At 72.8% G+C, this 12,598-nt stretch carries 9 protein-coding genes; 8 read left to right on the forward strand and 1 reads right to left on the reverse strand.

What is annotated here, in order from left to right; all coding sequences use genetic code 11:
* Both GTW43_RS03070 and GTW43_RS03075 read left to right on the forward strand, forming a co-directional pair.
* Nucleotides 1-4,578 (forward strand): SDR family NAD(P)-dependent oxidoreductase (locus tag GTW43_RS03070; protein WP_161300016.1); only part of this gene is annotated, 4,578 nt, incomplete at its 5' end.
* Nucleotides 4,571-4,999: a PaaI family thioesterase gene (locus GTW43_RS03075; protein WP_161300018.1), complete on the forward strand. Its 429-nt coding sequence runs from the start codon at nucleotides 4,571-4,573 to the stop codon at nucleotides 4,997-4,999. The genes GTW43_RS03070 and GTW43_RS03075, both read left to right, overlap by 8 nt.
* Nucleotides 5,000-5,001: 2 nt before the next feature.
* Here GTW43_RS03075 and GTW43_RS03080 read toward each other — a convergent pair whose 3' ends face one another.
* Entirely contained in the window at nucleotides 5,002-6,741 is a 1,740-nt protein-coding gene (locus tag GTW43_RS03080) for a polyketide synthase (RefSeq protein ID WP_237536361.1), read from the reverse strand.
* Between the two features lie 165 nt (nucleotides 6,742-6,906).
* On the opposite strand from GTW43_RS03080, the gene GTW43_RS03085 reads away from it, so the two are divergent.
* The 6 genes from GTW43_RS03085 to GTW43_RS03110 all read left to right on the forward strand — a co-directional run bounded on the left by GTW43_RS03085 (nucleotide 6,907) and on the right by GTW43_RS03110 (nucleotide 12,220).
* Nucleotides 6,907-7,629: a Phenylacetic acid catabolic protein gene (locus GTW43_RS03085; RefSeq protein WP_343245879.1), complete on the forward strand. Its 723-nt coding sequence runs from the start codon at nucleotides 6,907-6,909 to the stop codon at nucleotides 7,627-7,629.
* Nucleotides 7,630-7,641: 12 nt separating this feature from the next.
* On the forward strand, nucleotides 7,642-8,754 hold the full coding sequence (locus GTW43_RS03090; protein ID WP_161300020.1) for a radical SAM protein: 1,113 nt from the start codon (nucleotides 7,642-7,644) through the stop codon (nucleotides 8,752-8,754).
* Nucleotides 8,755-8,793: 39 nt separating this feature from the next.
* Nucleotides 8,794-9,042: a phosphopantetheine-binding protein gene (locus tag GTW43_RS03095; RefSeq protein ID WP_161300021.1), complete on the forward strand. Its 249-nt coding sequence runs from the start codon at nucleotides 8,794-8,796 to the stop codon at nucleotides 9,040-9,042.
* A complete protein-coding gene (locus GTW43_RS37815; protein WP_161300023.1) occupies nucleotides 9,039-10,211 on the forward strand; it encodes a beta-ketoacyl-[acyl-carrier-protein] synthase family protein in 1,173 nt (390 codons plus the stop codon). Before GTW43_RS03095 ends, GTW43_RS37815 begins: the two co-directional genes overlap by 4 nt.
* Entirely contained in the window at nucleotides 10,208-11,017 is an 810-nt protein-coding gene (gene fabI / locus GTW43_RS37820) for an enoyl-ACP reductase FabI (RefSeq protein ID WP_161300025.1), read from the forward strand. The genes GTW43_RS37815 and fabI overlap by 4 nt, the downstream gene beginning before the upstream one ends.
* Nucleotides 11,018-11,131: 114 nt before the next feature.
* Nucleotides 11,132-12,220, forward strand: a complete 1,089-nt coding sequence (locus GTW43_RS03110) for a branched-chain amino acid aminotransferase (RefSeq protein WP_161300027.1) — start codon at nucleotides 11,132-11,134, stop codon at nucleotides 12,218-12,220.
* The last annotated feature ends 378 nt before the right edge of the window (nucleotides 12,221-12,598 follow it).

Genomic DNA, 12,598 nt, shown 5'->3' on the forward strand with positions numbered 1-12,598 from the left:
GGAGGCGACGCCCGGGACTCCGCCCTGGAACTGGCCTGGCACCGCGACCACTTCGCCCAGCGCCGGGCCCTGCTGGCACCGGATCTGACGGAGATCGCCACCGGTCGCGCCCGCGCCGTCGGCAAGGTCGCCTTCGTCTTCCCGGGGCAAGGAGCCCAGTGGGCCGCAATGGGCTCCGGTCTCTACGGCGCCGACCGGGCCTTCACCCGCACCATGGACGCGTGCGCCGAGGCACTGGCCCGGTGCGTTCCCTGGGACGTGCGGGACCTCGCCGTGCACGGCGCCGCCCTCACGGAGGTGCAGGAGGTGCAGCCCGCGCTGTGGGCGATGTCGGTGAGCCTCGCCGCCGCATGGCAGGACGCGGGCGTGACGCCGGACGTCATCGTGGGGCACAGCCAGGGCGAGATCGCGGCCGCGACCGTGGCCGGGGCGCTCTCCCTCGACGACGCCGCGCTCGTCGTGACCAGGCGCAGCGACATCCTGCGGCAGGTGGCCGGGCACGGCCGGATGCTGGCGGTGGACCTCACTCCGGCCGAGGCCGAGGACCTGCTGAAGGACTTTGCCGGCCTGGTGGAACTGGCCGTCCACAACGGGCCGCGCGCCTGCGTGCTCGCGGGGGAGACGGACGCCGTGCTCCTCGTGAAGGAGATCCTCGAGGCGGACGGCGTCTTCTGCCGCCTGGTGGACGTGGACTACGGGTCGCACAGCCCGCAGATCGAACCCATCGTGCCCGCCATCCGCGAGGCGCTGTCCGCCGTCCGTCCCCGGAGTGCGCGGATCCCGCTGCTGTCCACGGTCGACCTGCGACGGCTGGGCGGCACGGAGATGGACGCCGCGTACTGGGCGACGAACCTGCGCAGCAGGGTGCGGTTCGCCGACGCGACGGAGGAACTGCTCGACTCCGGCGTGACCCACCTGGTCGAGGTGAGCCCCCACCCCGGACTCGGCCCGGCGCTGCGGGAGTTGGGCGACGCCCGCGCGGAGCCGCCCGCGGTCCTGCACACGCTGCGCCGGGGCGAGGGCAGCCGTACGGACCTGCTCCACGCCTTCGGCCGGGCCTACGTCAGCGGACTGCGGCCGCTCGGCCCCCGCCCCGAGGCCCGGCCGACGCGCGGCGCTGTCCCTCCCTACCCCTTCCAGCGTGAGCGCCACTGGGTGGACGAGGGCCCGGCGGACGGGCGCGGCACCGGCCGTCGCCTGTCTCTGGACCTGAAACCGTCGGTGGCCCAGGGGCTGTGGGAGGCGGACCTCGACCTGTCGGCCGCCCGGCATCCCTGGCTCGCCGACCACCAGGTGTTCGACGCCACCGTGTTTCCCGCGGGCGGGTACCTCGCGCTGGTCCACACCGCACTGCGGGACCGCGCCGACGCGCGGATGACTCTCCGTCAGATCACGCTTCCCGCCTCCCTGGCCCTCGGCGACACCGCCGTGCGCCTCGCGGCCACCTGGCGGGCGGGCGCGGACGCGGCGGGTGTGGTCACGCTCGCCTCCGGTGACGACAGCGGCTGGACCCGGCACTGCCGAGCGGTCGTCTCCTGGGGCGAAGCCGCGCCGGTGACGGCGGAGTTCCCCGAGGCGCTCCTCGGCGCGACACCCCTGGACCCCGACGCGTTCTACCGGCGCTGCGCGGAGCGGCACCTCCACTACGGCCCCGCCTTCCGGTCGGTGACGGGCGGGTACGTCGGCCTCGACGAGGCACTGGTCGAGGTGGAGCTTCCCGAGGGCAGCGGGTCGGGCCGGGCCAGGGGCACCCTGCACCCCGTCCTGTGGGACGCCGTCCTCCAGGCGGCGCTCGCCGTGGGCGACGGTCCGAGTGTGCCGGTCGCCATCGGCAGCGCGACGGTGACCGCGACCGACCAGGACCGGCTGTGGGTGCACGCGCGCCGCACCGACGACGGCTTCGACCTCGCCGTCTTCGACACGCGGCGCACGGCGGTCGGCGAGCTGCGCTCCGTGGTCCTGGCCGACGTCCCCGACCGCACGGCGCGGCACGGCGACCCGGACCACGTCTTCGGGTGGCAGTTCGCGGAACAGGAGCTCGCCGCCGGACCGGAACCCGGCGAGTACGTCGTCTGCGGACGCACGGACGTCCTCACGGACGGCCTGGGCGCCGACCGTCTGCCGGGAGCAGGACACGTGGTGTTCGTGGCGCCCGAGGACGGCCGCGCGGGACTCATGGACCTGACACGGCTGATCCGCCGCTGCGCGACGGAGAGCCCGTCGGCACGACTGACGGTGGTCACGTGCGAGACGGACCGGGACGCCGGGCTCTACCCGGGATTCGTGACCGTGGTCCAGGCGGAGTACCCGCACCTGTCCGCGCGGCTCGTCGAGGTCGACGCTTTCTCACCGGACCGCGTCGAACGGCTGCGGGCCGAACTCGCCGCCGCCGAGGACCGCGTCGTGCTGCGCGACGGGCGACGCCTCGTCGGACACCGCGTCCGGGGGAGCGGCGACCCGGCCCCGGCGGCCCGGCGGAGCGGCGCACGGCCTCAGCCCTTCCACCTCGGCGCACTCAGCCCGGGCCGCCTCTCCTCGCTGTGCGCACTGCCGTCGGACCGGCGGCCCCGACCCGCCGACGGATGCGCCGAGGTCGCCGTCGAGGCCGCGTCCCTCAACTTCATCGACGTCATGAAGGCGATGGGCGTCTACCCGGACGACGGCCCCGACCGCGACGCACTGGGTCTGGACTGCGTCGGCGTGGTGACGGCCGTCGGCGACGGCGTGGACGACGTGGCCGTCGGCGAGCGCGTGGTGGCCTGCGGCTTCGGAGCGCTGGCTTCGCACGTCGTCGTGGACGCCCGGCACGTGCTGCCGCTGCCCGACGGCCTCGGCGCCGCACAGGCCGCCGCGCTGCCCATGGTGCTCGTCACCGCCTGGCACGCGCTGAGGGAGACGGCGCGGCTCGAAGCCGGGGAGACGGTGCTGATCCACTCGGCGACCGGAGGACTCGGCCTTGCGGCGCTGCAGGTGGCGCGCCTGGCGGGCGCCGAGGTCATCGCCACCGCAGGCACCGAGGAGAAGCGGGCCCACCTGCGCTCCCTGGGCATCACCCATGTGTTCGACTCACGAGGACTCGACTGGGCGCACGGCGTGCGCACGGCCACCGGCGGCCGGGGCGTCGACGTCGTGCTCAACTCCCTGTCGGGCGCGGCCATCCCGCTCGGCCTCGAGGCACTCGCCGAGGACGGGCGCTTCGTCGAGGTCGGCAAGCGCGACATCCACGCGGCGGCCTCCGTCGACCTCGGCGCGTTCACGAAGTCGATCTCCCTGACCGCCGTCGACATCGCCGGAACGATGCGCCGCCGCCCCGACCGCTTCGCCGGCTTGCTGCGACGCGCCTGGCAGCTCGTCGAGACCGGACAGTTCGCACCGCTGCCGGTGCAGGAGTGGCCGTTCGCCCAGGCCGAGGAGGCGTTCCGGGTCATGTCCCGCGGACGGCATCGCGGCAAGATCGTCCTCACCGACCCGGGCTCCGTCGAGACCGTCACCCCCCAGCCGCTCCCGTCGGGCCGGCTCCGGCCCGACGGCACCTACCTGATCACCGGCGGACTCGGCGCGCTGGGCCTCTCCCTCGCCGAGCACCTCGGTGCGTCGGGAGCCGGGACCCTGGTCCTGCTCGGGCGGTCCGACCCCACCGACCCCGCACGCCTCGACCGGCTCCGCGCGCGGGGCGTGACCGTCGAGGTCCATCGGGCGGACGTCGCCGACCCGGAGCGCATGAACGCCGTGCTGGCGGAGGTCAGGCAGAACCTGCCGCCGCTGCGGGGCGTCTTCCACGCGGCCGGCGTCCTCGACGACGCCACGCTGGAGAACCTCGAGCCCGACGGCCTCGACCGGGTGCTGCGCCCCAAACTCGACGGCGCCCGCGTCCTGCACGACCTCACCCAAGACGACGGCCTCGACCTCTTCGTGCTGTTCTCGTCCGCCGCCGCGTTCGTGGGCACGGCCGGGCAGGCGGCGTACGCGGCAGCCAACAGCGCCCTCGACGCGCTGGCGGCACAGCGCCGCCGCGCGGGCCTGCCCGGCCTCAGCGTGCAGTGGGGGCCGGTCGCCTCGGTGGGCCTGGCCGCACAGGACGCCGACCGCGGCGAGCGGCTCGCGGCCCGGGGGCTGGGCAGCGTGAGCACCGAGGCCTGCTGGGCGGCGCTGCGCCACTTCATCGTGACGGACCGGGCCGTGGTCGCCTACGCGGCGCTCGATCCCCGGCGCTGGCTGGAGACCTATCCGGCGACCGCGTCCCTGAGCAGCTGGCGTTCCCTGGCCGAGGCCCCGCACGCGGACACGCGGCACGGGCTGCGCGCGGTGCCGCCCGAGCAGCTGAGGGAACATGTGACGGACCTCGTCCGCCAGGAGTCGGCCTTCGTGCTGCGCACGGATCCGGCCAAACTGCTCGCCGACGTACCGCTGCGCGCGGTCGGGCTCGACTCGCTCATGTCGCTGGAACTGCGCACCAGACTGGAGAACGCGCTCGACCTGCGCCTGAGCCCCACGCTCCTGTGGAAGCACGGAACGCTGTCCAGCCTCGGCGCGGCACTCACCGACCTCGTGGGCCGGGAGGTGGCCCACCATGGCTGAGCAGCCCGTCATGACCGTCGAGGAGACCCGCGAGCTCCTGGCGGAGTACCTGCCCGACGAGGCCGGCCTGGACGTGGTCGAAGTGTCCGCGCGGGGACTGGTGTTCACGTCGCGGCCGGAGCGGCTCTGGGCGCGCCCGGGCGGCACCGTATCCGGTCCGGCGATCTTCACGTTCGCCGACCTGTCGGCGTTCGTGTCCGTCAGCGCGTACGTGGGGAAGGTGCCCTCGGCGGTGCTCACCTCGAGCAGCTTCAGCTTCCTGGAGGCGGTGGAACCGGGGCCGCTGCGCGCCCGGATCGCCGCCGCGCGCATCGGCCGCCGGTCGGCGGTGCTCACCGCGCACGTCGAGGACGAACAGGACCTGCTCATCGCGATGGGCACCCTGCACTTCTCGTACCCCGGCAAGCGGCGGACGGGCTGAGGTCAGGCGCCGGCCGGATCTGCGGCCGGCCCCACCGGCCGGATCGAGTACACCGAGCGCTGCCACGGGTAGGACGGCACGGTGGTCACGGTCCGCGCGCCCGCCGGGACGGGCAGGTCCGTGTCCGGTCCGAGCACACTCACCCGCGGGTCGTCGCGGCCGTCGGCCAGGGCCGTGAGCGCCTCCACGGCGTCGGGCACCCCGTCCGCGGCCACCCAGACGGCGTGCGGGAGACGGGTGCGCCCGTGGGTCGCGGTGTACGCGAACGCCGGGTAGTCGCCCTCGGTCGCCTGGACGGCCTTGGCGTACCGCGCGGCCGACGTGCGCAGCGCCTCCTGGGTGTGCGCGCTCACCATGAACCCGGCCACGGGCGTGTCCTCCCCGGGCCGTGGCGCGGTCCGTGCGGGGGCGGGCGACAGGAGGGCGTGGGCGTTGGTCCCGCTCATGCCGAAGCTGCTGACGGCGGCGCAGCGCCCGCCGCTCTCGGGCCAGGGGAGGGTCCGCGTCGGCACGGTCGGGCCGCCGTCCCCGCCGGTGATCCGCGGGTTCAGTGTGTCGAACTCGGCCTGCACCGGGATCTCCCGCTTGTGCAGGGACATGACCGCCTTGATCAGGCCGAGCACTCCCGCCGCCGCCTCCGTGTGGCCGATGTTGGCCTTGACCGATCCGACGTACCAGGGTGCGCCCGGGCGGCCCAGGGCCGTGCCCGCCGCCTCCAGTTCGATCGGGTCGCCCAGCGGCGTCCCGGTGCCGTGCGCCTCCAGGTACCCCACGTCGGCCGCCGTCGCCCCGGCGTCGGCCAGCACCGACTCGATGAGCTTCGTCTGGGCCAGGACGTTCGGCGCGGTGAACCCGGAGGAGCGGCCGTCCTGATTGACCCTCGTGGCCTCGATCACCGCCAGGACGCGGTCACCGTCGCGCTCCGCGTCGGCCAGCCGCTTGAGGAGGACCGCGCCGCAGCCCTCCCCGCGCACGAACCCGTTGGCCCGCGCGTCGAACGGGCGGCACCGGCCGTCCGGCGACAGCGCCTCGGTGCGCTGGATCTCGGCCGTCGAGCGCGGCGAGAGCACCAGGTTCACACCGGCCACCACGGCCGTGTCGCAGTCCCGCGCGGCCAGCGACCGGCATGCCGTGTGCAGCGCCACCAGCGACGACGAGCACGCCGTGTCCACGGCCAGTGCGGGCCCCTGGAACCCCAGCGTGTACGCGAGTCGGCCGGCCGCGAAGCAGTGACCGTTGCCGATCAGCCAGGAGGAGTTGGGCTCCTCGACGCCCCAGTGCCGGTAGTCCTGGCCTGTGATCCCGACGAAGACCCCGGTCGACTCGGCGACCGCCGCCGGCAGCACGGCCGCGTCCTCGAACGCCTCCCACACGACCTCGAGCAGCAACCGGTGCTGCGGATCGAGACCGCGCGCCTCACGGGGCGATATCCCGAAGAACCTGGCATCGAACCCCAGGACGTCGTCCAGGTACCCGCCGCGCGAGAGCAGCCCGTCCCAGGACGGTGCCCAGGCCGCGCGCCGCTCCTGCGGAAGCTCCGACAGGAAGGTACGGCCCTGTGCCAGCGCCTGCCAGTACGCCTCCCGGTCGGACAGGCCCCCTGGCGCGCGGAGGCCGGCACCCACGACGGCGACACGTCCCGCCGACCGCTCGGCGTCCAACTGCTCCCGCAGCGACCTGATCGTCTCCATGGCCCGGCGCAGCGGGTTCCCGGCGGCAACTGAACTCGTTGGTGAGGTCATCGATCGGGACGATAGCAGCCGTGCCCAGGCACGTCGGAGAGGATGTCTTGGCATGCGAGACAGCGGCCGGAACTTCTCCCGATGATCAATGAACTCTGGTGCTCACTAGGGGCGTTGTGGCACCGTGCTGCACTGGAGCCGACGACGAGAGAGCGAGGATCGCCCGTGACGATTGCCGTTCTGGACGACGAGGAAGTCGTGGTGCGAACTCCCGAGGAGTTCCATCGCATGCCACGCGACTATCAGAAGATTCTGATCAGCCAGATCACCATCAACACCGAGGGCGAGCTGTCCGGCGGTGACGACTACGCCCTCATGTTCCTGCCGCTGGCGCCCACGTCCGAAGAGCGACAGGTGTGCGCCGAGCGTGCGGCCGAGGAGTACGACCACTACAAGATCGGCAAGCGCATCCTCGCCGACATCGGCATCGACACGTCGTACATGGAGACGCAGTCGCTGACCGAACGCACACTCTTCGCCGACGACCGGATGCACTCCTGCACGACCTGGGCCGAGCGAGGTGTGTACTCGTACATCGGCGAGGAGACGGCCATGGTGATGCTCCGCGAGTTCGCGGAGAGCAGCTACAAGCCGTGGGCCGAGGCGGTGCGCACGATCATCCTCGACGAGAAGATCCACATCGCGCACGGTGCCCGCGTCTGCCGCAACCTGGCGGCCACGGAGGAGGGACGCGAACAGCTGCAGGCGGCCCTCGACCGGCTGTGGCCCATGTTCGTCGGCATCTTCGGCAGCCCGAACACGAAGCGCTCCCGGCTGGCCGTGCGCTACGGACTGCGCAAGACCACCAACGGCGAGGCCATCGAGCTCTGGCGCAAGAAGACCACCGAGCGCATCACCAACCTGGGCCTGCACGTTCCGAGTGAGTGAGGGGGCAGAGCCATGTCCATACCCGTGACGATCACTCAACGGCCGCCGGAACGCGCGGAGTCGAAGGCACGGCTCCGCGAGATCCGTGCCGCCCGGCCCGACCTGGCCGCCCGGCTGAAGACGCTGCGCACCTTCGGGCGGCGCGTGCGCGGCTGCGAGATCCACCTCACGACGGCGTGCAACATCCGCTGCAAGGGGTGCTGGTACTTCGAGGGCGGATTCGACAGCGCGGTCGACGAGACCTCCGACCCCGGACTCATCCGCGCGTTCGCCGAGAAACTCGCCGCCGACGGCGTCACACAGGCCACGCTCATCGGGGGCGAGCCGACCATCGTGCTCGACCGGGTCCGCCCCTTCGTCGAACACCTGCCGTACATCACCATCTCCTCCAACGGCCTGCGCCCGCTGCCCCGTGACGGCTTCGAGAACGTCGCGATCGGCATCAGCCTCTTCGGCGGCGGCCCCCTCGACGACGCGCTGCGCGCCCACCGGCCGAACGGCTCCGCGTTCCGCGGCCTGTTCGAGACCGGCCTCAAGCACTATCGCGACGACCCGCGGGTCACCTTCGTGTTCGCCCTGTCCGAAGAGGGGCTCCCGTACATCGAACCCACGGTCAGGGCGATCAGGGACAACGGCAACCTGGTCACCTTCAACTTCTACAGCGAACACGGCTCCGACCATCCACTGCGCATCGAGAACGAGAAGCGGACGCTGGCGGAGGCGCTGCGCGTCAAGGAGCTGTACCCCGACACGGTGGTCAGCCATCCGTACTTCATCGAGGCGCTGATCACCGGGCGCAGCCACTGGGGCGCACAGTTCGGGTACGACGTGTGTCCGAGCATCAGCGTCGACCTGCCCGAACACGAGCAGCGGGTCGCCAACGGCAACCCGGTGCTCGACGGATTCGCCGTCTACGGCGCCGACTACGACACGCTGCAGTTCTGCTGCACCTCCGGTGACTGCGGCAACTGCCGTGACAGCCAGGCCGTGTACAGCTGGCTGATGGTCAGCCTCAACTGGTTCCTCGACAGCGAGCAACGCCTGGAGACCTGGCTCGACCTCGCGGAGAGCTACTGGCGCCAGTGGTACTGGTCCCAGAGCCACTCCCCGAACTTCCACCGCTGAGTGCCGCCCCGCCGCACCGACAGAGAAGAGCACGCCGCCATGGCCGAAACCCTCACCGCCGAGACCGTCCTCCAGTTCATCCGTGACGAGCTCATCGACTCCGGCGTCGAAGAGGCGGACATCACGCCCGATGCCAAGTTCGACGACCTCGACATCGACTCGCTCGACGCCGCGGAACTCATGACCGAGATCAAGCGCACGTACGGGGTCACCATCCCGCGTCCCGAACTCGCCGACGTGACCGTGGGACAACTCGCGGCCACAGTCACGGAGAAGGCAGGGCGTTGACCCGTCCAGTCGTGGTCACCGGCGTCGGCGCGGTCACCCCGCTCGGCGTCGGCGCCGACGTCCTCCACGCCCGGCTCGTCTCCGGTGAGACCGGGCTCGCGGACGGCGACGGCCGGTGCGACGCGTTCGACCGGGACACCCCGCTCACCCGGCGCGAGCAGCGCCGGCACGCGCGCTTCGCCCAACTCGCCCTCGTCGCCGCCGACGAGGCGCTGCGCCAGGCCGGCTGGACGGACGGCGGCCTGCCCTGCGCGCCCGAGGACGTCCTCTGCGCCGTCGGCACCGGCCTCGGCGGAGCGCCGGACCACGCGGGGGCCGAGCCCTCCCCGCTGACCGTGCCGCTCATGATGCCCAACAGCGCGGCGGCGGGCCTGAGCATGCGGTACGGGCTCGGAGGCGAGTCGTTCGCACCGTGCGGGGCGTGCGCGGCGGGCGCCCAGGCCATCGGCTTCGCCCTGCGCAGCCTCCGGCGCGGCGACGCCGCCGCGGCCGTCGTCGGTGGTGCCGAGGCCGCGTCCGTCCCGCTCGTGCGCGACTCGTTCGGATTCGCCGGGGCGCTGTCACCGACCGGCCGCTGCCTGCCCTTCGACGAGCGCCGCGACGGATTCGTCATGGGGGAGGGCGCCGGAGTCCTCGTCCTGGAGACCCTCGAGGGCGCGACCGCCCGCGGCGCGACCGTACTCGGACGGGTCCTCGGCTACGGTGCCACCTCCGACGCCCACCACCTCACCGCCCCGCCGCCCGACGGCCGCCCCGCGGCCGAGTGCGTCCGCCGGGCGCTCGCCGACGCGCGCGTCGCACCGGCCGACCTCTGCTACATCAACGCCCACGGGACAGGGACCCGGCTGAACGACGAGGCCGAGATCCGCTCCCTGCGGCAGACCCTCGGCGACGACCTGGCCGGCATCCCCGTGTCCTCGACCAAGGCCGCCACCGGGCACCTGTTCGGCGCGGGCGGGGCCGTGGAGGCCGTCATCACCCTGGCCGCGCTGCGCGAGGGGAAGGCCCCGCCGACCACCGGCACCGAGCAGCCCGACCCGGCCCTCGGTCCCCTCGACCACGTGCTCGCCCCACGCGCCCTCGCGCCGCGCTCGCAGGGACTGATCGGCCTCTCCGACTCCTTCGGATTCGGCGGGCACAACGCCGCCCTCGTGTTGGGAGCACCGTGAACGGATTCGACCTCCGCGGCCGCCGCTACCTCGTCACCGGCGTCACGAACGTCGACTCCATCGCCTGGCACGTCGCCGCCGCGCTGCAACGCCAGGGCGCGGACCTCGTGCTGAGCTCCTTCGGCCGCGCCGCGCGCATCGCCCGCAAGGCGGCGGCGCGACTGCCCGAGCCGGCCGACGTCATCGAACTCGACATCACCGACGAGGACGATGTGGCCGACGCGGTACGGGAGTTGGAGCGCCGCTGGGGGACGCTCGACGGCGTCCTGCACAGCATCGCCCACGCACCGCCGGACGCGGTCGGCGGCCACTTCCTCGACACGCCCGCGGACAGCGCAGCGAAGGGCTTCCAGGTGTCCGCGTACTCCTTGCAGCGTCTGGCGGCGGGCCTCGCACCGCTGCTGGCCCGCAGCGAGCACGGGGGCAGCGTCGTCGGCATCACGGTCGACAGCACGCGCACCCTGCCGGGCTACGACTGGATGGGCGTGTTCAAGGCGTCGCTGGACGCGGTGGCCCGCTATCTCGCGCTCTACCTCGGGCCGCGGGGCATCCGGGTGAACCTGATCGCCTCCGGCCCGCTCGAGACGCTCTCCGCACAAGGCGTCGGCACGTTCGAGGCACTCGCCGAGCACTACGAGCGCTGGGCGCCGCTCGGCTGGGACCGCACCCGGCACGACCAGGTGGTCGGCTCCGTGCTGTTCCTGCTCTCCGACCTGTCGGCATGCACCACCGGCCAGGTGCTCCACGCCGACGGCGGAGTGCACGCGATCGCGGGCGGAATCGGCGAGCCACCGCAGCGGTCCTAGGGCCTGTCTTCGAACTCCCGCCGCCGCCCGCAGACATGTCCGCTCTCGCACAGAGCGCGAGCGGTATGGGAGATTTTGCGTGCGGGAGATTCCTGCAGCGAGAAGGAGTTGGTCATGGGCCGCGCATTCCCCCTGCTGCGTACGCAGACCCCGGCGTCGGACGCGGAGCGCTCAGCGATCCTGTCGGATCCCGGCTTCGGCCGGTACTTCACCGATCACATGGCCTCGGCGGCGTGGACCCCGGCCGACGGATGGCACGATCGGAGGATCGCCGCCCTCGAGCCCTACTCCCTGCACCCGAGCGCGGCCGTGCTGCACTACGCGCAGGAGATCTTCGAGGGTCTCAAGGCCTACCGGCACGCGGACGGCAGCGTCTGGCTGTTCCGGCCGGAGCAGAACGCCCGGCGCTTCCAGCGCTCGGCACGCCGCCTCGCGCTGCCCGAGCTGCCGGAGGAGGACTTCCTCACCAGCGTCGAGGACCTGATCCGCGCGGACGAGGCCTGGGTCCCGGCCACGCAGGGCGAACAGAGCCTGTACATCAGGCCGTTCATGTTCGCCTCGGAGGCGTTCCTCGGTGTGCGGCCGGCCGAGCGCGTGATCTACTCGGTGATCGCCAGCCCCGCGGGACCCTACTTCCCCTCCGGCGTCAGCGGGGTGACGCTGTGGGTGAGCAGCACCTACACGAGGGCCGCGCCGGGCGGCACGGGCGAGGCGAAGTGCGGCGGAAACTACGCCGCGAGTCTCGCCGCGCAGATCGAGGCGCGCGAACACGGCTGCGACCAGGTCATGTACCTCGACGCCGCGGGCGGCGCGGGCAACCTCGAGGAGTCCGGCACGATGAACCTCTGCCTGGTCACCGCGGACGGCGAGCTGGTCACGCCCGGCCTCGGCACGATTCTGGAGGGCGTGACGAGGGACACCGTGCTTGCCCTGGCCGGCGACCTCGGGCTGACCCCGGTGGAGCGGTCCCTCTCCCTCTCCGAGGTCCGGGCCGGAGCGGAGAACGGTGACATCACCGAAGTGTTCGCCGCGGGCACGGCGGCCGTGGTGACGCCGGTCGTCGGATTCAAGGGCGACGGCTACCACTTCACGATCGGCGACGGGACCCCGGGCAAGAAGACGCTCGAGATCCGCAACCACGTCCTGGACATCCACTACGGCCGCACCGAGGACACGTACGGCTGGATGCGGCGGGTGATCTGACCCGCGGGTGGGCTGACCCGCGGCTGGTCCGACCCTCGGGTGTTCCGACCTCGGGGTGCGTCCGTGGCCGCTCCCCGCGTGAAAACGATTCAGGTCTGGGAGCGTCCCCGGCCCTCATGGACGGAACGCCCCCTGTGGCGCCGCGTGTTCGGTGGCGGCTCGTCGACGGGTGAGTGGCGTGATTGATCGGTGCGCGACGGTTGTGGGCCCGCACGTCCCGTGGCTACTGTGACCGGCAGTTCGCGCACTGAATCCATTCAATGGATCGTTGCCCCACGCCAGTTCCGACGTGCCTGAGTACCCGGCGGCACGTCCGGCCCGCCCCACCGCAGACCTCCGCGCGGTGGGGCGCGCCCGCGGCACCGGGGCACAGCCCAC

This window comes from Streptomyces sp. SID5785 (genome assembly GCF_009870065.1).
In the GTDB taxonomy this organism is placed as follows: domain Bacteria; phylum Actinomycetota; class Actinomycetes; order Streptomycetales; family Streptomycetaceae; genus Streptomyces.

Coding starts and splice junctions, on each gene's coding strand:
- GTW43_RS03080 (WP_237536361.1), bottom strand. CDS start 6,741: ATGACCTCACCAACGAGTTCAGTTGCCGCCGGGAACCCGCTGCGCCGG.
- GTW43_RS03075 (WP_161300018.1), top strand. CDS start 4,571: ATGGCTGAGCAGCCCGTCATGACCGTCGAGGAGACCCGCGAGCTCCTG.
- GTW43_RS03090 (WP_161300020.1), top strand. CDS start 7,642: ATGTCCATACCCGTGACGATCACTCAACGGCCGCCGGAACGCGCGGAG.
- GTW43_RS03110 (WP_161300027.1), top strand. CDS start 11,132: ATGGGCCGCGCATTCCCCCTGCTGCGTACGCAGACCCCGGCGTCGGAC.
- GTW43_RS03095 (WP_161300021.1), top strand. CDS start 8,794: ATGGCCGAAACCCTCACCGCCGAGACCGTCCTCCAGTTCATCCGTGAC.